Annotated in this window: 17 protein-coding genes and 1 pseudogene; 12 read left to right on the forward strand and 6 right to left on the reverse strand. The window is 39.7% G+C overall.

Translation table 11 applies throughout. The annotated features are described in order from the left end of the window. Positions 1–114 precede the first annotated feature (114 nt). The 3 genes from D8792_RS09565 to D8792_RS09575 all read left to right on the forward strand — a co-directional run bounded on the left by D8792_RS09565 (position 115) and on the right by D8792_RS09575 (position 4371). Positions 115–951: a toll/interleukin-1 receptor domain-containing protein gene (locus tag D8792_RS09565; RefSeq protein WP_125373814.1), complete on the forward strand. Its 837-nt coding sequence runs from the start codon at positions 115–117 to the stop codon at positions 949–951. A gap of 14 nt (positions 952–965) precedes the next feature. Then, entirely contained in the window at positions 966–2180 is a 1215-nt protein-coding gene (locus D8792_RS09570) for a TRAFs-binding domain-containing protein (protein ID WP_260470287.1), read from the forward strand. Positions 2181–2247: 67 nt separating this feature from the next. Continuing rightward, the gene (locus tag D8792_RS09575) at positions 2248–4371 is read left to right on the forward strand and encodes a hypothetical protein (RefSeq protein ID WP_125373815.1); all 2124 of its coding nucleotides are present in this window, start codon (positions 2248–2250) and stop codon (positions 4369–4371) included. Between the two features lie 88 nt (positions 4372–4459). Here the strand turns inward: D8792_RS09575 and D8792_RS11750 are convergent. The 4 genes and pseudogenes from D8792_RS11750 to rnhC all read right to left on the reverse strand — a co-directional run. Next, positions 4460–4742, reverse strand: a pseudogene (locus D8792_RS11750) (ISL3 family transposase); the annotation flags it as partial. A 533-nt stretch (positions 4743–5275) separates the two neighbouring features. Beyond that, positions 5276–7642: an SF1B family DNA helicase RecD2 gene (gene recD2 / locus D8792_RS09580; protein ID WP_125373816.1), complete on the reverse strand. Its 2367-nt coding sequence runs from the start codon at positions 7640–7642 to the stop codon at positions 5276–5278. A gap of 76 nt (positions 7643–7718) precedes the next feature. Next, the gene (gene lepB, locus D8792_RS09585) at positions 7719–8351 is read right to left on the reverse strand and encodes a signal peptidase I (RefSeq protein ID WP_125373817.1); all 633 of its coding nucleotides are present in this window, start codon (positions 8349–8351) and stop codon (positions 7719–7721) included. Between the two features lie 3 nt (positions 8352–8354). Then, positions 8355–9239 carry a ribonuclease HIII gene (rnhC, locus tag D8792_RS09590; protein WP_125373818.1) on the reverse strand — a complete coding sequence of 295 codons (885 nt, stop codon included), beginning with the start codon at positions 9237–9239 and terminating at the stop codon, positions 8355–8357. A 226-nt stretch (positions 9240–9465) separates the two neighbouring features. Here rnhC and D8792_RS09595 point away from each other — a divergent pair, with 226 nt between their 5' ends. The 4 genes from D8792_RS09595 (at position 9466) to D8792_RS09610 (ending at position 13812) form a co-directional block, all read left to right on the forward strand. Then, entirely contained in the window at positions 9466–9639 is a 174-nt protein-coding gene (locus D8792_RS09595; protein WP_005592399.1) for a class IIb bacteriocin, lactobin A/cerein 7B family, read from the forward strand. Positions 9640–9708: 69 nt separating this feature from the next. Then, positions 9709–9936, forward strand: a complete 228-nt coding sequence (locus D8792_RS09600; RefSeq protein ID WP_260470288.1) for a hypothetical protein — start codon at positions 9709–9711, stop codon at positions 9934–9936. A 352-nt stretch (positions 9937–10288) separates the two neighbouring features. Further along, the gene (gene comA, locus D8792_RS09605) at positions 10289–12442 is read left to right on the forward strand and encodes a peptide cleavage/export ABC transporter ComA (protein WP_125371130.1); all 2154 of its coding nucleotides are present in this window, start codon (positions 10289–10291) and stop codon (positions 12440–12442) included. A 14-nt stretch (positions 12443–12456) separates the two neighbouring features. Then, complete coding sequence (locus D8792_RS09610) at positions 12457–13812, forward strand: bacteriocin secretion accessory protein (protein WP_125373820.1); 1356 nt, start codon at positions 12457–12459, stop codon at positions 13810–13812. Between the two features lie 98 nt (positions 13813–13910). Here the strand turns inward: D8792_RS09610 and D8792_RS09615 are convergent, their stop codons facing one another. Further along, positions 13911–14186: a hypothetical protein gene (locus D8792_RS09615; protein WP_125373821.1), complete on the reverse strand. Its 276-nt coding sequence runs from the start codon at positions 14184–14186 to the stop codon at positions 13911–13913. A 9-nt stretch (positions 14187–14195) separates the two neighbouring features. After that, on the reverse strand, positions 14196–14606 hold the full coding sequence (locus tag D8792_RS09620; protein ID WP_125373822.1) for an HIT family protein: 411 nt from the start codon (positions 14604–14606) through the stop codon (positions 14196–14198). Between the two features lie 75 nt (positions 14607–14681). On the opposite strand from D8792_RS09620, the gene D8792_RS09625 reads away from it, so the two are divergent. From D8792_RS09625 to D8792_RS09645, 5 genes are all read left to right on the forward strand, one after another. Continuing rightward, complete coding sequence (locus D8792_RS09625; protein ID WP_125373823.1) at positions 14682–15413, forward strand: ABC transporter ATP-binding protein; 732 nt, start codon at positions 14682–14684, stop codon at positions 15411–15413. Further along, the gene (locus D8792_RS09630) at positions 15410–16456 is read left to right on the forward strand and encodes an ABC transporter permease (protein ID WP_125373824.1); all 1047 of its coding nucleotides are present in this window, start codon (positions 15410–15412) and stop codon (positions 16454–16456) included. Before D8792_RS09625 ends, D8792_RS09630 begins: the two co-directional genes overlap by 4 nt. 50 nt (positions 16457–16506) lie before the next feature. Next, positions 16507–17301: a cell cycle regulator CcrZ gene (gene ccrZ / locus D8792_RS09635; protein ID WP_125373825.1), complete on the forward strand. Its 795-nt coding sequence runs from the start codon at positions 16507–16509 to the stop codon at positions 17299–17301. Continuing rightward, positions 17298–17936 (forward strand): tRNA (guanosine(46)-N7)-methyltransferase TrmB, encoded by a 639-nt coding sequence (trmB, locus tag D8792_RS09640; RefSeq protein WP_125373826.1) that lies wholly within the window; start codon positions 17298–17300, stop codon positions 17934–17936. The genes ccrZ and trmB overlap by 4 nt, the downstream gene beginning before the upstream one ends. Positions 17937–18330: 394 nt before the next feature. After that, on the forward strand, positions 18331–22971 hold a 4641-nt coding region (locus D8792_RS09645; RefSeq protein WP_185758440.1), incomplete at its 3' end, for a mucin-binding protein.

Raw genomic sequence — 22971 nt, forward strand, 5'->3', positions numbered from 1 at the left:
ATATGTATGCTTTTGTTTGTGGATTAATATGATAATTTATTTTAAGTACTGTACAGTAGAAAAGTTATAGATAATTTGGTACTATTAGTTATATATTGAGTTCGAGGTGATAAGATGTCTTCTTTTCCTTTTTTTGGTAAACGTACTTCTAATGAATTTGAGAATGATGAAGTTAATATATTTTTGAGTCATAATTCAAAGAATAAAGAGTATGGGGATGTATTACGAGAATTGTTGATTGGTGTAGGTTTAACTAATAATAAGTTAATCTATACTTCGAATGAAAATAATGATGTGCCTTTCGGTAAAAATATATATGACTATTTACAAGAATATCTTAATGGTAAGACAATTGTATTATTTCTACTTTCCTCGGATTACTTTTCTAGTGTAGTTTGTCTGAATGAGCTGGGGGCAACGTGGGTAAAAAAACATGACTACTATAATTTTTATGTTCCGGGATTCAATTTAAAAGATGATAAATTTTTGAATAGCTGTATAGACAGTAATTCAAAAGGCGTCTTTTTGAATGGAGATAGTCAGTGTCGTTCTGCGTTGAAAAGATTTTTAGATTTTATTTTTCATCATTTTGAATTAAATTGCGATAATTATAGGTTAGAAAAAGAGCTTGATGAAGCTTGTGGAAAATTTCGAAAGATATCTGTTTTGAAAAAAGAATTTACTGCTAAAATTGCAGAAGTAGATGAAAGAAAAGCCTATATATTTTGTAAATTAGATACCTTGCTGCCAATAGAGGAAGGTTTTCATGAAGGTGAGTCTCATTGGATTCAACTTAGTCGAGAGTATAACAAAGATATTATAGAGATGGTAAAGAAGGGAAAGTCAATAACTTTTATTCCGAATAAAATAACATCTTTTCATGAGGAAGCTTATGGAGGAAAGAATTTCAGAAATATTTATATAGATGGGAAAAGAATCAGAATTTTTTAGAGAAGAGGATTTTAATGAAAAATAAAGTTTGTTTTGTTGTGATGGGATTTGGGAAAAAAACATATTTTAAAACGAATGAATTAATTGATTTGGATGAAATCTATAATGAAGTTATTAAACCATTATTTGAGAAAGAATTTCAGAATTATAAAGTAATTAGAGCAGATGATGTTGCTGGATCAACAATCATTGATGTTAGCATGTATGAACTACTTTTGCATGCAGATTTAGTTATTGCCGACTTGACGACTTATAATATAAATGCTGCTTATGAATTGGGTGTTCGACATGCTGCGAAGCCTTTCTCTACTGTGATGATGATTCAAGAAGATCACGATATTCCATTTGATCTAAACCATTCTCGTATCTATAGATACAAAAAATTTGGTGAAAAAATTTCGAAATCTGAATCAGATGAAATGATGAGTAAACTCAAAAAATATATTAAAGAATCAGAAAAACAGCAAACGGATAGCCCTCTATATACCTATATTCCAAAAGTGAAACCTCTTCAATACGATAATAATTATTATTGTAAATTGATTTCTGATGCAGAAAACTATTCGGATACGATTGGAGAATTGTTACAAAAAGCGAAAGATCTTAAAAAGAAGGGAAATTTTGTAGAATCAAAAAATTGTTGGAAAAAATTAGTTGAAAAATCACCAGGGGAAGATTATTTTATCCAGCAATTGGCTCTCGCTACATATAAATCCAAGGTTCCTAATGAGACAAGAGCTTTAATGGAGGCGTTAAAGATTATTCAGCAATTGCCGTTAAAGAAGACCCTTGATACTGAAACATTGGGCATAGCTGGTGCTATATATAAGAGATTGTATAGAGTAAATAAAAATCCAGATTATTTAGAAGATGCGATAAATATTTATAGAAAAGGATACATAGTTAAACAAGATTATTATAATGGGGAGAATTATGCTAATTGTTTATTATTGCAGCTTTTACATATTACTGATAAGGAACAGATTAAATATAATCAATTTGAAGCTAACAAAGTTTATAGAGAACTTATAGACCTGATTACTGAAAATGCGGATGAAGATGACTATTGGAAATATGCAACTTTAGCAGTTGCCTACTACTATTTGGAATGTGAAACACTTTACAAACAGTATTTAGACGTATTTAAATCTAAAAGTGTGTCATGGGAGCAAGCATCTTTGCAGGAGACAATAGATGAAATTGAAAAGATTAGACAACATTTAATATAGCGAATCATATGGGGATATTATTTGTAGAGTTCTTGTTCATTTAATATATAAAGTGGTATGAAGTAATATGATATTTCTTTACTTTTTAATAATTGTTATTATAGTTCATATTTGTTGTTTTCTGGCAGATCGTAGTGCAGTTTCTAAAGGATTGTTTCGTTTTTTTTCAGCGAGCGCTAGTATTCTGATAGAGGATGTAGAAAAGCAATACGATCAGCTCAATAAATTGAATCAAGCTGAAAATACTAAGGTGTACATGTTGAGTGACGTTGCTCAAGAATTATTGGTAATGTTTAAATTTAGGGTTACACTGTTAGTTCCATTTCTTTTTTTTGTATTATTGTTATTAATTCATATTTCAAAATTTCCTACAAGTTGGAAGTACATTTTTTCCATTATTCTTTCAATATGTAACTTTTCTTATTCTTTTTTGGAGAATAAACAAAGAGGAAAGGTTGCAGGTTACTATATATGTTTCAATACTATGCAAAAAATGGGCTTACTATTAATATGGACGATTTCTTTAATAATGACAAGTAGTGCTCTTCAGATTTTACTTACTTTTAGAGGAGAATTTTTAACAAATCTTAAAATAGCAATGTTCAGCTACAGTGTGTTATTATGTTCAGAACTATTATATGACTATTTATTTGCATTAATATACTCAAAGCAAAACTTCAGTTTTCAAAATCTAATTAATCGCCAAGAACCTGTTGTGTTATTTTTACGTCCTTTTGCGAAAGATGATAACCTAATATACTTTCCGTTTATTGCTGGACCTACATTTTTAAGATTCGCACTTTTTCCGTTGATTAATTTTTCTGAGGGACTATCTCGCTTAATAAATACTTCTGGTTTTGGAATTTTAATTGGTGTCGCTAATCCTAATAAAAAAAAATGGTATAAAGGGACTTTTTTTAAAACGATAATTGTTGATGATTACGATAATATAGATAAGTGGAAAAAAGAAATTTTTTATTTATTGCCTAAAGTAAATAAAATAATATCTCTAGTAGGAAATACAGAGGGAGTATCATGGGAATTAAATCTAGTAGAGGAGTTAGGAGTTAAAGGGAAAACAATATTTTTATTTCCATTGCATGAAGGAGACGATTTTCCTCTAATAACTAAACTAAAGTTACAATTTAAAATAAAGGATATACAATTCCCTAATGAATTTTATAATAACCAATTTATTGGACTAAGTTTTGATAACAATAGTCCTGTTTGGTATATGGATTATGGAAGAGATTTTTTTTCTTACTATTTAAGTATTATGCTTGGATATATAGATATAGATAATAAATTTAAAGCTAGGGGAAATCGTAACCCTGACAAACTAGAAGAAACTATACCTACATTTTATACAATTTCAAACGATTCTGATTTTCAAACGATTTATAGAATTATTAAGGATAATAAGAAATTATACAGAAAATGGTGTAAAACAGAGAATTACGAAAGCATTATTAATTTTTGGAATATCATTTTACGAACAGATCCATTGCTTTTTCACAATCCTTATTACCATTCTAGTATTCTATATGATGGATTAATTGAGTTAGGTAATTCGATGGAGATACTAAAAGAGTATGTTGAATTGGTTAAGGCTTTAGAAGAAAGGAATTCTCATTTCATGCCTAACGAATTTCAAGCAAAAAGATCGGTTGAGGCTCAGTTTCAATACTTAGAAGATGCGTACCAGTATATTTATGATGATGGTGTCCCATTATCACTTCGTGTAGAAATCTTAGAATTACTATATCAAAGTGCTAAGTATGTTGCCAAAGTCAAGGATTTAATTGAAATTGCTTATGATTTATCAACGGAGCTTAGTAATCAAGGAAAATTTAGGGAAGCTATTTCTATTCTTAAAGAACGATTAAATTTAGCTAATGAAACCGGGAATATCAAATACCAGTTAGAGACACTGGAAAGGATTTCTTGTTTCTATTATTGTTGGCTAGATGTGAATAGTAATCCAAGTGAGAAAAAATTCTATTTATGTGAAATAAGAAAAAACTTAAATAGGAGATATAAAATTGGGAAAAGAATAAAAGATATAGTAACAATTCAAGACACCTTGCAGAAGTTAAGGTTCATCTACTACAACTACGGAAGTAATAAATCGGTTGAACGAATAGATTTATTGATAGAAATATGGAATACAAAAATAAGTGAAACAAATTAATTGTTGATTGCACTCCAAAAGTTAGACAGAAAAAATCGACTCTTTATCAACTGTAGTGGGTTAGCGAAAAGTCATCTACTGGAGAGGATCAATTTTTCCTCTCCTTTTTGATATTCAAATTGGTAAGAATTCTATTCTAAAGTTATCAAAGTTCCGAAAGCTGGGAGCATTTCGCTAGATAACCTTGATGATGTTGTTGGCATCTTTTAGTTTTGTGTGTGAGTAGGAAAATCCTAGTTTATTAATGGTTTTATCTTTATCTTCCAAAAAGGTCTGAAAAACAGTTAGAAAGATAGGATTTACACAAGAAATAGTTTTTCAATGAGATCAAACAAATGCTTAGCTTGTTTCCCTTGAAAATGAAAAGCAAGAGTGACTCAAATTTATAAAATCTTCAATGGGAAGGATTTTATAAGTTACTTACATTGATCGTATTATGGGAAAATTAGATTGGATTCTTCTTGATCTGTTTTTGAACGGAGAGGTTTTCTGTGAACACCTCTCCGTTCTGTGGTTTATAATAGATAAAAAATAAAGTTTCTTGATTAATATTGGCTATGGATGGATATTTCTCTAGTCATCTTCGTTACTAAAATTAGCTTATTTTCTACTTTCCTATTAGTTGACTTTAGAAAAGAATACAAGAAGCTTAAAAAGGGGCGAGGGAGACGAGCTCACATTCCTTAATATAAATTTTTCTCCCTCATTGTAACATAAGAAAGAGATTTTGCATTTTTTGAAGCTTTCGTATAAAACTGTTTCAGACTCTACTATTTTAAGGGGGATATTTGATAAGGAAGTTCAGGTTGGAACTGGTCAAAGAACAACTTTGCTAGCATTGTTCAGTAAGTTTTGTGACAGTATAAACAGCATAAAAAGTAAACCTATTGGATTCGGTTTCCATTTAATTGCCATCGCCAAAAATACTGTGAATATCTTCTTTTGTTATCCCAATCATAGGATCAATTTTCTGGAAGTTTTCCTCAGTCAGGATATAGTTTTCCACAGGTGGCTCGTTATTATCCACAGGATTGTGGATAATTTCTTGAGGGGATTCTGTATCTCCAAAACGTTCAATCAGATAGGTTTTGCGGGCTGTTCCGGTATTTTTTATGGCGTAGTCAAAGGCTGACTTTTCCCCAAGTAGGATCAGTTTGCTCTTGGCTCGGGTAATAGCAGTGTAGACCAGATTTCGCTGGAGCATGCGGTGGCTGCTTCGGGTAATGGGAAGGATGACCACTGGAAACTCGCTACCTTGGGATTTGTGGATACTCATGGCATAGGCTAGGCGGATTTTGTACCATTCGCTGCGCTGATAGCTAATCTCGTTGCCGTCAAAGTTGATGGTTAGTTCGTCCTGCTTGGATTCGGTGTATTTAGCTGGCAGCAGGTCTGTGATATAGCCCAAGTCACCGTTAAAAACATTGCATTCAGCGTCATTGACGAGGTGGATGACCCGATCTCCCTGTCGATATTGGCAGTCAGGTGCCTCAAAGATCAGCTGGTCTTTTTCCACAGGATTGATGAGATTTTGCATGAGGCTGTTAATCTGGTCAATGCCGGCCTGTCCGCGGTACATGGGAGCCAGCACTTGCACATCCTGAGCTGGGATGCCACTGCGAATAGCTGCGCTGGTAATTCGTTCAATCATGGGCGGGATGTGTTCATTTCGAGCTTCGAAATAGGAACGATCCGCTTTTTTCTCAGTAAAATCTTCTGGCAGTAGTCCTTTTTGGATTTGACTAGCCAGAGTAACAATGGTCGAATCTTGGCTCTGACGGTAAATTTTTTCCAGCTTGGTTTGGGGGATACTCGGTATTTGCAGTAGGTCAGCTAATACCTGGCCAGGACTGACAGAGGGCAACTGCTCTGCATCCCCAACCAAGAGCAGTTTGGTATTGGAGGAGATATTGCTGAGAAGCTGGTTGGCCAGCCAAGTGTCTACCATGGAGAACTCGTCCACGATGATAAAGTCAGCATCCAGATAATCATCCAAATGGCTGCTATCATCATCTCCAGTCATACCGAGGTGGCGGTGAATCGTAGCACTGGGCAGTCCAGTCAGCTCGTTCATTCGGCGAGCAGCCCGACCAGTAGGAGCAGCCAGGAGGATGGGCAAATCGGTCTTCTTTTTCAAATCCAAGCCTCGAAGCTGGCTGTAGACGGAGATGATACCATTGATGACGGTTGTTTTGCCTGTTCCTGGGCCGCCCGTCAGGATAAAGACTTTTTGCGTGATAGCCTCGAAAATGGCCTGTTTCTGAATACCATCATAGTGGATGCCTAGATCATCTTCAGCTTGGCTGATGGTGTCAAGGATTTTCTCTTCTTCAAAGCGATCCTGATGGCCTTTTTCCAAGAGGCGGACCAGATTGCTGCGGATGCCTTCCTCGGCAAAGAATAGGCTGTTTTCAAAAATCTTAGTTTCGACATTCTGGACCTTGTCTTCCTCAATCAGGTGAGCCAATTCATCGGCTACCAGACTGGGATCTAGCTCTACTTGACGCGAACTCTCTAGAAGCTCAATCGTATGTACCAATAGGTCTCTGGCCTCCAAATAGGTATCGCCAGTTTCCATGGACTGTGTCAGGAGGATATGAATCAAGCCAGCCCGAAAACGCTCAGGAGCATCACTTTCAATTCCCAACTGTTGGGCCAGCTGATCGGCAATTTTAAAGCCGATACCTTGGATGTCCTCGACCAGTTGGTAGGGATAGTGCTCGACGATTTCCAGCGTTTCTTCCTTGTAAGTTTCTTGGATCTGAAAGGCTAGCTTGTTGGGAATGCCGTAGGCGGCCAGTTTAGCTAAGACCAGCTCTGTTCCATAGTTGAGTTGCAGTTTGGCCACAAAGGCTTCTCGGTTCTTGGCAGAAAGGCCAGTGATTTCTTTAAGTTTTTCTGGCTCAGCTAAAATCTTGTCAATGGTTTCGTCCCCATAGAGTTCCACGATTTTTTGAGCTGTCTTGACCCCGATACCCTTAAAGTGGTCACTGGAAAAATATTTAACCAGCCCCTTGCTAGTTGGTTTTGCCCTATCGTAGCGGGAAATTTTTAGCTGCTGTCCGTACTTTGGATGTTGAACTAGGTTTCCCCAAAATGTATAATCCTCGCCTTCGATAATATCGGCCATGGTTCCGGTCACAATAATCTCAAAATCATCAAAATCTTCACAATCCGTGTCTTGGATATCCAAGAGGAGGATTCGAAAGAAATTGCTGGGATTTTCAAAAATGATGCGCTCAATAGTGCCTGAAAAATAAAATTCTGTCATTGTTTATGTATCTGTTTTTAAAAAGTAAACCCAGCTGAGAAGTCAACTGAGTTTGGATGGGGTATACTCTTAAGTATTAGTAAGTCTTGAAAGGTAGGATTGGCCAGATGCGGAATTTAGCTTCGCCTTGAATCTGATTGGATTTAAATGCACCGACCTGCCGACTATCCTTAGACACGATGCGATCGTCACCTAAAAGCAGGTACTCATCATCTAGGAGTTTGGTGGTAAAGACGGGGCTACCTTCCTTGTCCACGGTAAAGGCTTGGGCTTGAGAGGCTAGCTTTCGGAAGAAAGTTCCGTTGTCCGTGTAATCCTTGCCCACATAGGTAGACTGGAGCTTGTCCTTTTGGAATTTTTTGATGTAATCTGTTAAATAAGGTTCATCAGTCTTCTTACCATTGATATAGAGGGTGTCGTTTTCGTACTGAATGGTATCACCCGGAAGGCCAATCACCCGCTTGACGACTTCTTTCTTTTTGCCATCGTCATCCTTTTCGGAGGCTACAACAATATCGAAACGGTCAATAGACTGGTGTTTCAAAACCATCAAATACTCACCATTGGCTAAGGTTGGATCCATAGAGTGGCCGTCTACCTTGACAGGTGCCCAGAGCAGCCAGCGAGTGAGTAAGATGACGGAGACAATCAGGGTAAAGACTCCCCACTCCTTGAGGAAGGCACGGAAGTCAAAGCGTTTGTTTTTCATAGTCTACCTTTCTAAGAGCTTTTTAGCTTTTTCTGTATTTTTAAAATGAAGTTTAGCGGTATGCTGGAGGCCAGCCATTCCATAGGCTTGGAGGATCTGGCAAGCAACTTGATCACTCTTACTCCCAGCCCCGCTCGGAAGAGTATAACCAAGCTCTTGACTCAGATTTTCCAGATTTTCCAGAAAGAGATCGCGAGCGATAATGGAGCTAACGGCGACAGCTAGAAACTTCCCTTCAGCTTTTTCAATGAGGCTAATGGGATTTGGGAAATGATTCTTCTCATTTTTCAGGTATTTGTCATAATTCTGCTGACTGGTAAAGGCGTCAATGACGATTTTTTCTGGTGTCAGACCTTTTTGTAGCAGCAGATAAATGGCTTGATTGTGAAGAGCTACCTTGACAGATACGGCATTGTAACCAGAGGCAACCACTTCGTTATATTTTTCTGGAGACAGGAGCAGAGCCTGATGTTGGATTTCCTTTTTCAAAATCGGTGCCAGTTGCCGAATCTTAAGGTCGGTCAAGGCCTTCGAATCGCCCACGCCCAACTTACGCAAGAAAGCGTGCTGTTCTGGACTGACAAAGGAAGCAACAACTGCTAAACCACCAAAGTAAGAGCCATTTCCGACCTCATCCGTACCTATAAGGGAGATCTTCTGAGAAGTCTTGCTGGCTTCCTCGGCTTGATGGCCGAAAAAAGCAGCATAGTGACCAGCTTTTTCTCCTTGGAAAAGAACCTTGCCAGAAGTATAGATACTGACAGTTGCCTGGTTCAATTTCAGTAGATATTGGATATACTGATTTTTACTAGGCACAAGCTTGTCTTGATATTTCTGGACAAAAGCCTGAATTTCTCCTTGTTTAGGACTCAAAGTAATACTTTCCATAGCCCCTATTGTACCACAAAATGAAACTAGGGAAAATGGGAAAAACAGGATATTTAAAAGATTATGAAAAAATTACACATTTTTCTTCCAAACATGACATCAATGTCATGTTGAACCCGATAGGGTTGTTGTATAATATAAGTGTTGAAGCGATGTTTGAATAAAACTGACCACAAACAATATATTAACAAGGTTAAGGAAGCCTTGTAAAAAAAGGAGAACACATATGGAAAACTTTGCTATGATGGACAACCAATTCGCTGCGTTGACTGAAGAAGAAATGATGATGATCGACGGTGGATGGGCATTCTACGGTATCCCTGTTGATATTTTCACAGTATCATTGGCTATTTTGGGTGGCTCATTGGTTTCAGGTTTCTTAGTAGGACTTTTCAGCTAATTTAATAATTTCAAATAGAAGAAGGTGAATTTTATGAACAAAGATTTTAAATCATTAGATCAAAAATTTATGCCTCTTACTGAAGCTGAATTGGTTGAAGTAGAAGGTGGATGGGTCGGTGGTGACCTTGTACGTGCCGTATTTGATATCGGTCGTGAAGTTGGTCGCACTGTACGTGGACTTGCTATTCGTGCATATGGTCGCATCAGAGGTAGATTTGGTTCAAGATCTGGTGGTTCTAGCAATGGTGGCGGTGCTAACAACGGTGGTGCTGCAAGCCCAGACGTTTTTAACTAATATTTTTTGTTTCGATATAAAGCCTCTTGTTCGTCTTGATTTGGACAAGAGGCTTTTTAGTGTAAAAGTTACTTTAGGTCTGTTTTTTAAGTAATTTTGTGCTTATATAGAGTAAAACGACTGATACCATTGGAAAAATACGCCACATTAGTGTATGATAGAGATATCTATTTTTTGCTTGTTATGAAAGTTCTCTTTCCTAATTTATACTTGTTTTTTACTGGAGAGAACCGCTATGGATAAAGTTGACAAGCAGTTTGTGTTGAATAGTATGTTTACTAATTAGGAGTTTTTATGCGAGGGTCGTTCTCCATAAAAGCAAATTTACACTTTTGTGAATAAAGGAGATTGTATGAGATTTACAAAGCGTCATTATAGGGCTCAAGTTGACGCGAGAGATTGTGGTGTAGCAGCGCTAGCCATGATATATGGTTATTATGGTTCCTATTATTCTTTGGCTAGTTTGCGTGAAATGGCCAAGACAACTTTAAGAGGAACAACTGCTTTTGGGCTAGTGAAGGTTTCGGAAGAGTTAGGTTTTGAAACACGAGCCTTTAAAGCGGATATGTCTTTATTTGACATGAAGGGCATCGTTTATCCTTTTATCGCCCATGTTATCAAAGATAAGAAATTGCTTCACTATTATGTTGTGACTGGGCACGATAAACATTCGGTTTATATTGCGGATCCGGATCCGGCTGTAAAAATGACCAAACTTTCTAAGGAACAGTTTGCGCAAGAGTGGACAGGTGTCTCTATTTTTATCGCCCCAGCGCCAGAATATAGACCACACAAGGAAAAGAAAAACGGTCTCTGGTCTTTTGTTCCGATTTTAATGAAACAAAAGGGACTGATTGCCAATATCGTTATCGCAACGATGCTGGTGACGATCATCAACATCGTGGGCTCTTACTACATGCAGGGGATTATTGATACTTACGTACCGAATCAGATGAGGAATACCTTAGGAATTATTTCTCTCGGTCTAATAGTTGTCTACATTTTGCAACAGGTCCTAACTTATGCTCAGAGCTATCTGCTTCTCATTTTGGGACAACGCCTTTCGATTGATGTGATTTTGTCCTATATTAAGCATGTCTTTCATCTACCCATGTCTTTTTTTGCGACGAGAAGGACAGGGGAAATCGTATCGCGCTTCAATGATGCCAATAGTATCATTGATGCCTTAGCTAGTACTATTCTGTCCATCTTTTTGGATGTGTCTATCGTTGTCGTCATGGCAATTGTTTTGTTCTCACAAAACTTCTATTTGTTCTTTATCAGTTTGCTCTCGCTGCCTATCTATATCGTCGTGATTTTCGCTTTCATGAAGCCATTTGAAAAAATGAATCGCGACACCATGGAATCCAATGCCATTCTGTCTTCTTCTATTATCGAAGATATCAATGGTATTGAGACGATCAAATCCTTGACAAGTGAAGATTTCCGCTATCAAAAGATTGATAGAGAATTTGTGGATTATTTGAAGAAATCATTCGCTTATAGTCGGATGGAGAATATCCAAATTGGTTTGAAGAAGACAGCTCAGCTCTTGCTGAATGTTGCAATCCTTTGGATGGGAGCCCTTTTGGTAATGGACAATAAAATGACCTTGGGGCAGCTAATTACTTATAATACTTTGCTGGTTTATTTCACAAATCCGCTGGAAAATATTATCAATTTACAAACCAAGCTTCAGACTGCACAAGTTGCCAATAATCGCTTGAACGAGGTTTATCTGGTTGACTCTGAATTTATGGATAAAAAAGCGATCCGTGATTTGAGCATGACCAAGGGCGACATTGAGTTGCGGAATGTTAGCTATAAGTATGGCTATGGACGAAATGTTCTGTCAGATATTAATTTGACCATTGAAAGAGGCAGCAAGGTGGCCTTTGTCGGAATTTCTGGTTCTGGAAAGACGACCCTTGCTAAGATGATTGTGAATTTCTATGATCCGAACGAGGGAGAAATTCTGGTTAATAATATCAACCTTAATCAGATTGACAAGCATGTCTTGCGTCGTCATATCAATTACTTGCCGCAACAGCCTTATGTCTTTAATGGTACCATCTTGGAGAATGTTCTCCTAGGTGCCAAGCCCGGAACGACTCAGAAAGAAATCATTCGGGCGTTGGAAATTGCAGAAATTCGTGAAGATATTGAACGGATGCCTTTGAATTATCAAACAGAATTGACATCAGATGGTTCAGGTATTTCAGGCGGTCAGCGTCAGCGCTTGGCCTTGGCTAGGGCTCTTTTGACCGATGCTCCTATTTTGATCCTTGATGAGGCGACCAGCAATCTGGATATCTTGACAGAGAAAAAGATTATTGACAACCTTTTAGAGTTGGACAAGACCATCATTTTCATTGCCCATCGATTGACCATTGCGGAGCGATCTGAAAAAGTGGTTGTTCTGGACAAGGGTGAAATCGTGGAGCAAGGGACGCATGAAGAGTTGGTTGCTCAGGATGGCTTCTATGCTCATCTGGTGAATAGTTAGAAAGGAGAAAGAAGATGGAAGAACATTACTTAGAGAGTGCCGAATTTTATAACCGTAGATATTCTAGCTTTTCTGTGCGCGTGATTTTACCGACTTTCTTCTTGTTGATTTTTGTGGTCTTATTCTCCCTCTTTGCTAAAAAAGAAATCACTATTACTTCAGGAGCCTCTATTGAGCCTAGCAAAATTTTGGCCAGCATCCAATCAACCAGTAACAATGCGATTGTCACCAATAATTTGAAGGAAAATAAGGTTGTAAAAAAGGGGGATCTTTTAGTTCAGTATAAGTCTGATAGTGAAAATACTCAAAAAGAAACCTTCTCCTCTCAAGTAGAAAGCTTGAAGGAGCAAAAACGGCAGTTGGAGCTGCTGCAAGAAAGTCTGAAGACGGGGACTAGCCAGTTTTCAGGAGAAGATCGCTTCGGCTATGAGCAGGCCTTTAATGACTATAAGAGTCAAGCTGCTAGCATCCGTAGTAATACCGAGCAGCAAAATTCGACCATTGCTTCTCAAAATTCAGCGGCCAGCAATTCACAGGCGGAGCTGGGGAATTTGATCAATGAAACCAATGCTAAATTGGCGGATTATCAAACGCTTAGAAATGCCATCCAAAATGGGACAAGTGTCCCTTCGACCAATGCAGGTTATAGCATTTATCAGGCTTATGAGGCGCAAGCCGCTGCTGATAGTCAAGGTCAGCTAAAGAGTCAAGTTCTGTCGCAGATTGACAATCAGATTTCGCAGTTTGAATCAGCTCTTTCGGGCTATCGAGTGCAGTATGCAGGTTCCGGTGCTCAGCAAGCCTATTCTGGAAGTTTGGATAGCCAGCTTGAATCCTTGAAAGCTCAGCAGTTGACTAAAGTTGGTCAAGAGTTGACGGCTCTGAATCAAAAGATTTTAGAAGTTGAAAATAATCTCAAGGTGCAAGGTGGTATCACTCAAAAAGGCATGATCACAGCAACTGAAGATGGTATTCTCCACCTAAATCCTGAAACAGCAGGAGCGAATCTGGTTCCTGAAGGGAAGTTGCTCGCTCAATTGTATCCTGTTTTGACCAAGGAAAAAAAGGTCGTTATTACAACCTATGTGACCTCGAAAGATGTAGCTAGTCTGAAAAAAGGTGAGACTCTGCGTTTCACTGCAATGGATGGAAATAATAAAGAATTTGTTCTCAAATCTAAAATTTCAAACATTGACAACAATGCGACGAAAACGGAAAAAGGCAACTTCTTTAAGGTGGAAGCTGAAATAACCTTAACGGATGCCCAAGCCAAGAAGATACGTTACGGTATTGAAGGTCGTGCAGTAGTCATCACAGGAAGCAAAACCTATTTTGACTATTACTTGGATCAATTCTTGAGAAAGGACTAAAGGAAGAATAGTCGATAAGTTTTGATTGAAGTTTTTATCTCGCAAATATGAAAAAACCATGGTTGTGCCATGGTTTTTCTTGTTATGAGAAAGGTTTTCTATTGCCAGATGTCCTGTATTTGCGTGATTTGAGCTTGGGCTTGTTTCTCAAAAATCTTGTATTTATAAGTCAAGTCCTGAGCCATTTCCTTGATATTGTCTCGCTGTTCTTGGATAATGGAAAGATTGTGCTGGATGTTAGCTAAATTATCTTGAATTTTATCCAAGATATCGGATGTTTCGACGACTTCATGGCTAATTGCCTTCCGGTTTTTGACCAATCGGTAGCTGGTCCAGGCAGCACCTGTGAACAGCATAAGATTTGAAAATTTCATAGTTCCTCCTTAAGCTTGCGCAATCTTTTCAGCCAATTGAGCTAAGGCTGGGAAATCTGGTTCGTGGGTTTCAAAGCTGATTTGTAAACCGTCTGTCTCTTCATAGCGAGGAGCTAGGTGGACATGGGTATGAAAGACAGTCTGGCCGGCGATTTCCTCGTTGTTGTTAAGAATGTTCATGCCTTTGGCGCCTGTCGCTTTCATAACCTTGCGGGCGATGTCTGGGACACGAGCGAAGAGCTGGCTTGTGTTATCTGCATCCATTTCTAGAAGGTTTCTGAAATGCTGTTTGGGAACGACCAAAGTATGGCCTGGAGTGACCTGAGAAATGTCTAGAAAGGCTACTACCCGGTCATCTTCATAAACTTTAGAAGATGGAATTTCTCCTGCGATAATCTTACAAAAAATACAATCAGCCATAAATGATACCTCTATTCGCTAGATTTTTGTTATAATTTAAAATATAAGAACATTATACCAGAATTTGGAGAAAATATGTTAGAAATCAAAGGCCTTACAGGAGGCTATATTAACATTCCTGTTTTGAAAGATATTAACTTTGAAGTGGGCGATGGTCAGCTGGTTGGGCTGATTGGTCTCAATGGTGCCGGTAAATCCACCACCATCAATGAAATTATCGGTTTATTGACGCCTTACAAGGGAGAAATTCGGATTGATGGTTTGCAGCTGCGAGAAAATCCTAGTGCCTACCGTAAGAAGATTGGTTTTATCCCAGAGACACCGAGTCTCTACGAAGAGCTGACCCTGCGTGAGCATATTGAAACGGTGGCCATGGCTTACGATATCGAGCAGGATGTCGCTTTTGAGCGCGTGGAGCGCCTCTTAACTATCTTCCGACTCAAGGATAAGTTGGACTGGTTTCCAGTGCATTTTTCTAAGGGGATGAAGCAGAAAGTCATGATTATCTGTGCTTTCGTGGTGGATCCTAGTCTTTTTATCGTGGATGAGCCCTTTTTGGGGCTGGATCCTGTAGCTATTGCAGATCTTATCCAGCTCTTGGATGAGGAAAAGAAAAAAGGGAAATCCATCCTCATGAGTACTCACGTTCTGGATTCGGCTGAGAAGATGTGCGATAGCTTTGTGATTTTGCATAAAGGGCAGGTGCGCGCTAAGGGCAATCTGGCTGAGTTGCGGCAGCAATTTCAGATGTCGGAAGCTAGTCTCAATGACATCTATCTGGCCTTGACGGAAGAGGCTGCGCTATGAAAGAAGTATTTGCTAAACGCAAGCAGGATTTCCGTCAGCGCTGTCTGAAGTATCTGCGCTATGTTCTCAATGATCACTTTGTCTTGTTTCTATTGATTTTTCTAGGTTTTCTGGCAGTTCAGTACAATCAATTGCTACGGAATTTCCCTAGTCAATCTTGGCCGATAGTAGTAGGATTAGTTTTGTTTTCTGTGGTCATTCTTCCTTTTGGCAGTATAGCAACCTATCTGGAGAAACCAGACATGCTCTTCTTGCTGGTGCAGGAGCAGACGGTTATTGAGTTTGTCAAGGGACAAATCCAACGTTCGTATATTCTTTTTGGCCTGCTGCAAACCTTGTTGCTGCTCTTGTTAGCGCCCCTGTTTTTGGCTCTGGGTTTGCCAATCTGGGGCTTTGGGTTGTACTGTCTCTTTATGCTCTTGCTAAAATGGTTGGTATTTCAGTTCAAGGGACGTCGCTTTTTCTTGACTGACCGCCTCGATTGGCAGTATGCGATCGCAGCTGAGGAAGGGCGCAAGCAGAAAGTTCTTCGTTTCTTTGCCCTCTTTACAAATGTGAAAGGCATTTCTAATAGTGTCAAAAGAAGAGCTTATTTGGACGGGCTGACGAGGCTCTTGCCTAAGACCCATGTTAAGACTTGGCAAAATATGTTTTTACGCTCCTATCTGCGCAATGGTGATTTATTCCCTCTGACCTTGCGTCTCCTACTTTTAGCCCTTTTAACGATTGTCTTCGTCAGTCAGTCTTGGATTGCTGCAGGTTTTGTTGTTCTCTTCAACTATCTTTTGCTTTTTCAGTTATTGGCCTTGTATGAAGCTCTTGATTATCAGTATTTAACTAAGCTTTTCCCGCTGGATAGTAAGTCTAAAATCAAGGGAGCAAGACAGGTTATTACAGGGATTGGACATAGTGTTTTGCTGTTTGAAACGCTAGTGGCAGTGCTCTTTTTTCAAGGTAAGATAGCAGTGTTAGCAATGTTTGGAGCGACAATCTTTTTGTATCTAGTCTATTTGCCATATAAACTAAAAAGATTGGTTGACTAAAAGAATGAAAATTAGTAAAATAGTGAGGAAACTTTTTAAGGAGGGGAATCATGGTCTTGGTTGATAACGAGCTAGCCCTGACACCAATAGCTGGTAAGAGCGGAAAGGCCTATATGGGAACTTATCCAGACGGGGGGCGAGTTTTCGTCAAGATGAATACGACCCCGATTCTGGCAGGCTTAGCCAGAGAACAAATTGCTCCGCAACTTCTGTGGAGCCGACGCTTGCCAGATGGCAATGTCATGAGCGGGCAAGAATGGCTTTCAGGTGCCATTTTAACACCTAATGATATGTCTAAAAAGCAAGTGATCAATATTTTAACGCGTTTGCATCGGTCGCGCCCTCTGATGACTCAGTTGGCTAAATTGGGTTATATTTTGGAAACACCGATCGATTTAATCAATAGCTGGCTCAATCAAGCTCCGGTCGTTTTGAGGAACAATCAGTACCTGCAGTCTATTATCCGTGATTTGCGGCAAACGGTGCCTGCTTTTCGTGAGGACTACGCGACGATTGTCCACGGGGATGTGCGCCATAGCAACTGGTTTCAGACGGATAGTGGCTTGATTTATTTGGTGGATTGGGATTCGGTTCGCTTGACGGACAGAATGTTGGATGTTGCTCATATATTGAGCCACTACATCCCAGATACCAATTGGCAGGAGTGGTTGACCTACTACGGTTATAAGTACAATGACAAGGTTATCAAAAAACTGTATTGGTTTGGTCAATACTCCTATCTGATGCAGATTGCTAAATATTACGAAAACAATGATTTAGAAAATGTGAACCGGGAGATTTACGCCCTACGCAACTTCCGTTCTAAGTATGGAAAGATAAGATGAGAGTAAGAAATCGTAAGGGAGCAACAGAGTTATTAGAGGCTAATCCCCACTATGTGGTTCTAAATCCAGTTGATGCTAAGGGAAAGTGGCGAGAAATTTTTGGAAACGACCATCCGATCCATGTTGAAGTTGGAAGCGGTAAAGGAGCTTTCATCACAGGGATGGCCAAGGCTAATCCAGACATCAATTACATCGGGATTGACATTCAGAAGTCTGTCCTTAGTTACGCCTTGGATAAGGTTTTGGAAGCTGATGTACCCAATATTAAGCTGCTCTGGGTGGATGGTTCGGAATTGACCAACTATTTTGCAGACGGAGAAATTGACCGACTTTACTTGAATTTCTCTGATCCATGGCCTAAGAAACGGCATGAAAAACGTCGCTTGACCTATAAGTCTTTCTTGGATACCTTCAAGCAAATTTTGCCAGAAAAAGGTGAAATCCACTTCAAGACGGACAATCGTGGCTTGTTTGAGTACAGTTTGGTCAGCTTTTCGCAGTATGGCATGGTTCTCAAAGGTGTTTGGCTGGATCTTCATGCCAGTGACTTTGAAGGCAATGTCTTAACCGAATATGAGCAAAAATTCTCTAGCAAGGGTCAGGTTATTTACCGGGTCGAAGCACAGTTTCAATAAAAATTGAGAGAGTCCTAAGCAGGGATTGTATCTTAATTGTTAGATTTTGAGTCTAACTTTTGGTATACATTCCTGTGAAGGATTCTTTTTTATTTTGGCTTATTTGTTTGGTCTTGAAGGATGATTTTCCTTTAAAGATAGCGTTTCCAAGGCAACAAAGATACAAGATTTCCTTGTTCCGATAATAATATATGTCACTTTTGTTACAGAAAAAAATTAGATAGTAAAATCCTTGATATAATAGGAAAAAAGCGGTATAATTATTGGTATGGTTTGATGTCCAAACTTTTGGCATTAGAACCACCAATCATATATTGTGAAACGCTTTGCTGCTCAGGCTTTAAGACGTTGAGCAATAGGTGGTTGGACTATATTTAAAAAAGGAGAGATGTTCATGGATAAAAATGCGAGACGCAGATTAAACCGTGCGAGCGCTGAGAAACGACTTCGATACTCAGTTCGTAAGTTTAATGTGGGCGTGGCTTCTGTAGCAGTCGCAGCTTTCATGTTCTTTGGGGGGAATGTCGTTTCAGCCGATACGTTAGCTAAGACGGATTCTTCAAGCACCTCTACGGAGAAAACGACCTCTGTGCCAGATTCAGGAGAAGATTCGGGAGCGAATGATTCTGACTCCGAGTCGGCCATAGAAAAGAATTCTACCGTAGCAACTGCTGCTGAAAGCAATGCAGTTTCAAGTGCTGCCTCTACAGCATCTTCTACCTCTGCAGAAGATTTATCTAGCAAAGTAGAAGACAAGACTATTAAATCAGAAGCTACTTCAAAAAGTGAAGCAGTCTTGAAAGAAGTTACTTCACAAGTATCTAAAGCTTCAGTAGCGACTAGCCAATCAACTGCTGCAACTCAGTCTGAGGCTCCGGCAGCTTCGCCAGCTTCTTCAGCTACTGCGGAGTCAACTGCAGTTTCATCTGAAGCAGCTGCAGAATCAACTGCTGCTGTAGAACCTAAAGTATCAGTTGAAAAAGCGGCTAGCCAAGCAGCTAGTTTGGCAACAGCTAGCAAAACACCAGATGCAGTAGCTAAGAGTGAAGCGAATTCTACATTAGCAGCAGCTCAAAACGAAGTAAATAAAGGTTACGCTGATTTCCGTAAATCGGGAGAAAGCGGCTTCCGTTCGTTTGACCCGCAAACAGGAAAAACAACTGTAACGAAAGAAAACTTCCTTGACTACTTCAGATTGAATGGTTCAGCTACCTATAATTCATACGACGGTATCGTAACCCTTACCCCAGACGAAAACCATAAGACAGGTAACTTCAGTCTGAAGAGTAAGATCAATATGAACCAAAGCTTCAAGTTGACTGGTGGAGTTAACCTTGGTGATAAGACTCAAGAACGTTATGGTGCCGATGGTATCGGTTTTGCCTTCCACACAGGGAATACAACAGACCTAGGGGCAAATGGTGGTAACCTTGGTATCGGTGGTTTGCGTAACGCAAATGGTTTCAAACTGGATACTTTCTGGAACGTGTTTACAGCACCAAGAGGTAATCGTTTTGATACTAATACCACAAACTCCTTCGAATACGGTTGGGACGAAGACCCTCGCTTGGGACAGTTCGGTGCCTGGGTAAGTACTACTCATAAAAAAGTTCGTGGTGGTGGTTTCTTAACTGGTGGTGAGTATGACCGCTGGTGGGCTGAGACAGATGCTGGTAGTGCTCAACGTCTAGACTCAAGTGACTTGGATGGTCGTTTCCACAGATTTGCTATCCAGTATGACGGTGTAACCAAGGAATTAACTGTCTCTTACGAAAGTAATCTTGGGATTAAGCAATGGAAGAAGAAAGTTTCTACTCCAGAACAACTGATGTCCATGGTGGTTACGGCGACGACTGGTAACTACAAGAACTTGCAACAGTTCCAAATCAAACGCTTCGACTTCTATCAAAGTGCCTCTGTTGACGTACGTTATGAAGATGAGCAAGGTCGAGAAATCGCTGAAGGCTCAGTAACTTATCCACAAGGTGCCTTCAAGGCTAAGCCTTATACCACTGAACAGAAGACGATTCCTGGCTATGGTTTCATTGGAATGAAGAGAGGTAGCTTGCCACCTTCAGGAACTCTGGCTGACTGGGGTACCAACGGTACAGTAACCTACGTTTACCGTAGAGGTGCAACTGATACGAAGACAGAAAAGAAGACAGTCTCTCGTACTATTTATTATAAATATAAACCAGGTGTGACAGGACCGACACTTCCGCCAGCTTATACTCAAACAGCTGAGTTCACTCGGACTGTGACAGGTGGTAGACCAGGTCCATGGAGTCCTGCATCTAAGAATTTTGCACCTGTAGATTCTCTAGATGTCCCAGGATATACTCCAGATACAGCGACTGTTCCAGGAGTTACAGTAAATCCAAATTCTACTCCAAGTGATGTAACGGTTTACTACGACAAGAATGCTCCAAAAGTAACAACTGAAACCAAAGATGTTACTCGTACAATTGTTTACGAATATGAAGATGGTGTGACTTCAGGTCGTCCAGCCCTTCCACGTGAAGTACAACAAAATGTACGATTCACACGACAAGTGTCAGAAGATGCAAGAACTGGTAAGAAGACATACGGCAACTGGACTCCAAGCACTCGAACTGTAGATGCGGTTGATACACCAGCGATTCAAGGCTTTACACCAAATAAAACTCGTGTAAATTCAGCTACTGTTTCACCAACAGATCCAAGCTGGCGTGAAATTGTTTCATACCGTAAGAATGATCCGAAAGTAACAACTGAAACTAAGGATGTTACTCGTACAATCGCTTACGAATATGAAGATGGTGTGACTAGAAATCGTCCAGCACTTCCGCAACCGGTTGAACAAACAGTTCAATTTACTCGTCAAGTATCAGAAGATCCAGTAACTGGTCAGAAAACATACGGTAATTGGACTCCAAATACTCGTACTGTAGATGCGGTTGACAGCCCAGAAGTGTCCGGATTCACACCAAATAAAGCACGTGTAAATTCAGCTACTGTTTCACCAAGAGACCCAAGCTGGCGTGAGATTGTAAGCTATTCAGCTGCAACTCAAAAGGGAAGCATCGTTTACCGTACAGATGGTAAAAACGGTGTGCCGGCTAAGACCCTTCACACAGACAACGTAACTGGTAAATCAGATACACCTGTCAACTACACAACAACTGCGAAAATTAACGAATTTAAACAGTTGGGTTATGATCTTGTTAGCGATGGCTTTACTAAAGCTGGCGGTCAAAGATTTGACAGTGATAACAATGTAGATCAAACATGGGAAGTTGTTCTTACTCCACGTATTGAGACAAAACAAGAAACAAAAGATGTTACTCGTAACGTTCGTTACCAATACAAGGATGGAGTGACCACAGGTCGTCCAGCACTTCCTCGTCCAGTTACTCAAACAACAACATTTACTCGCCCAGTTTCTGTGAACAAGGTGACAGGTGTTGAAACTCCTGGACAATGGAACAAGCCAAGTGAAGAACTTCCAAAAGTTGATTCTCCAGCAGTTACTGGTTTTACTCCAGACAAACCAAGTGTTCCAGCTGCAACTGTTACTCCAACATCTCCTAACGAAGATGAAGTAGTAAGCTACAGTCAAGATGATCAACGTGGTATCATTGAGTATGTAACAGATGGACAAAACGGTGTTCCAGCTAAGACTCTTTATACAGACGGTGTTACAGGTAAATCAGGGGAAGATGTTGTTTATTCAACTGCTAACCGTATCACTCAACTTCAACAAGCAGGTTACAAACTTGTAAGTGATGGCTTCACTCAACCAAATGGTCAGAAGTTTGATAACGATAAGACAAAAGACCAAGTATGGAAAGTTGTCGTTACTCCAGTTATTGAAACAAAACAAGAGAAGAAAGATGTTACTCGAACTATCCAATACCAATATGGTGACGGTGTAACAGCAGGACGCCCAGCGCTTCCTAAGACAGTTACTCAAACAACATCATTCACTCGTCCAGTTTCTGTTAACAAGGTAACAGGTGTGGAAACTCCTGGTGCTTGGGATAAACCAAATGCTAACCTTCCAGAAGTAAACACTCCTGCTATTACAGGCTATAGCCCAGATAAACCAAAAGTTCCAGGTGTAACTGTTGACCCTACTACTGGAGATTCAGTTGAAGTTGTCAACTACAACTTGGATGAACAACGTGGTTCTATCAAGTACGTAACAGATGGTAAGAACGGCGTTCCAGTTAAGACTCTTTATACAGATTCTGTTGCTGGTAAGTCAGGTGAACCAGTAGCTTACTCAACTGTAAATCGTCTCACTCAACTTCAACAAGCAGGTTACAAGCTTGTGAGCGACGGTTTCACTCAACCGAATGGTCAGAAGTTTGATAACGATAAGACAAAAGACCAAACTTGGACAGTTGTTGTAACCCCACGCTTGGATGACAATACGAATCCAGCTGATTTGAACAGCAAGGTTACACGTACCATCAAGTATCAATACGCAGATGGTCAAACAGCGGGTCGTCCAGCTCTGAAAGCTCCTGCCACTCAAGAAGCAACTTTCACACGTACTGGTAAAATAAATGCTGTAACTGGTGAAAAGACCTTCACTGCATGGACACCAGCTACAAAAGAATTGGCTCAAGAAGCTACACCAGTAGTAACTGGATTCGTGGCAGATAAGGCTAATGTAGCAGCGAAGACAGTGAAAGCTGGCGATGCTAACAGCGAAGAAGTTGTACAATACAAGAAGCTCGGTTCATACGTACCAAATGTACCAGACGGACTTCCAAAAGTACCAAACCTTCCATATCCAAATGATCCAACAGATCCAACAAAACCAGGAACTGATCTTCCAGTAGTTCCAGATGTACCAGGCACTACACCAGTAGGCCCAGATGGTACTACACCATTGACACCGAAAGATCCGAGCGATCCAAGCAAGGGTTACAACCCACCACCAATTCCAAGTGATCCAACTCAGGATACACCAATCAATTATGTTAAAGATGGTCAAAAAGCGATTATCACCTTCGTAGACCAAGATGATAACAACAAGGAAGTTGGT

The sequence above is a fragment of the Streptococcus cristatus genome (assembly GCF_003943505.1).
GTDB lineage: Bacteria > Bacillota > Bacilli > Lactobacillales > Streptococcaceae > Streptococcus > Streptococcus cristatus_E.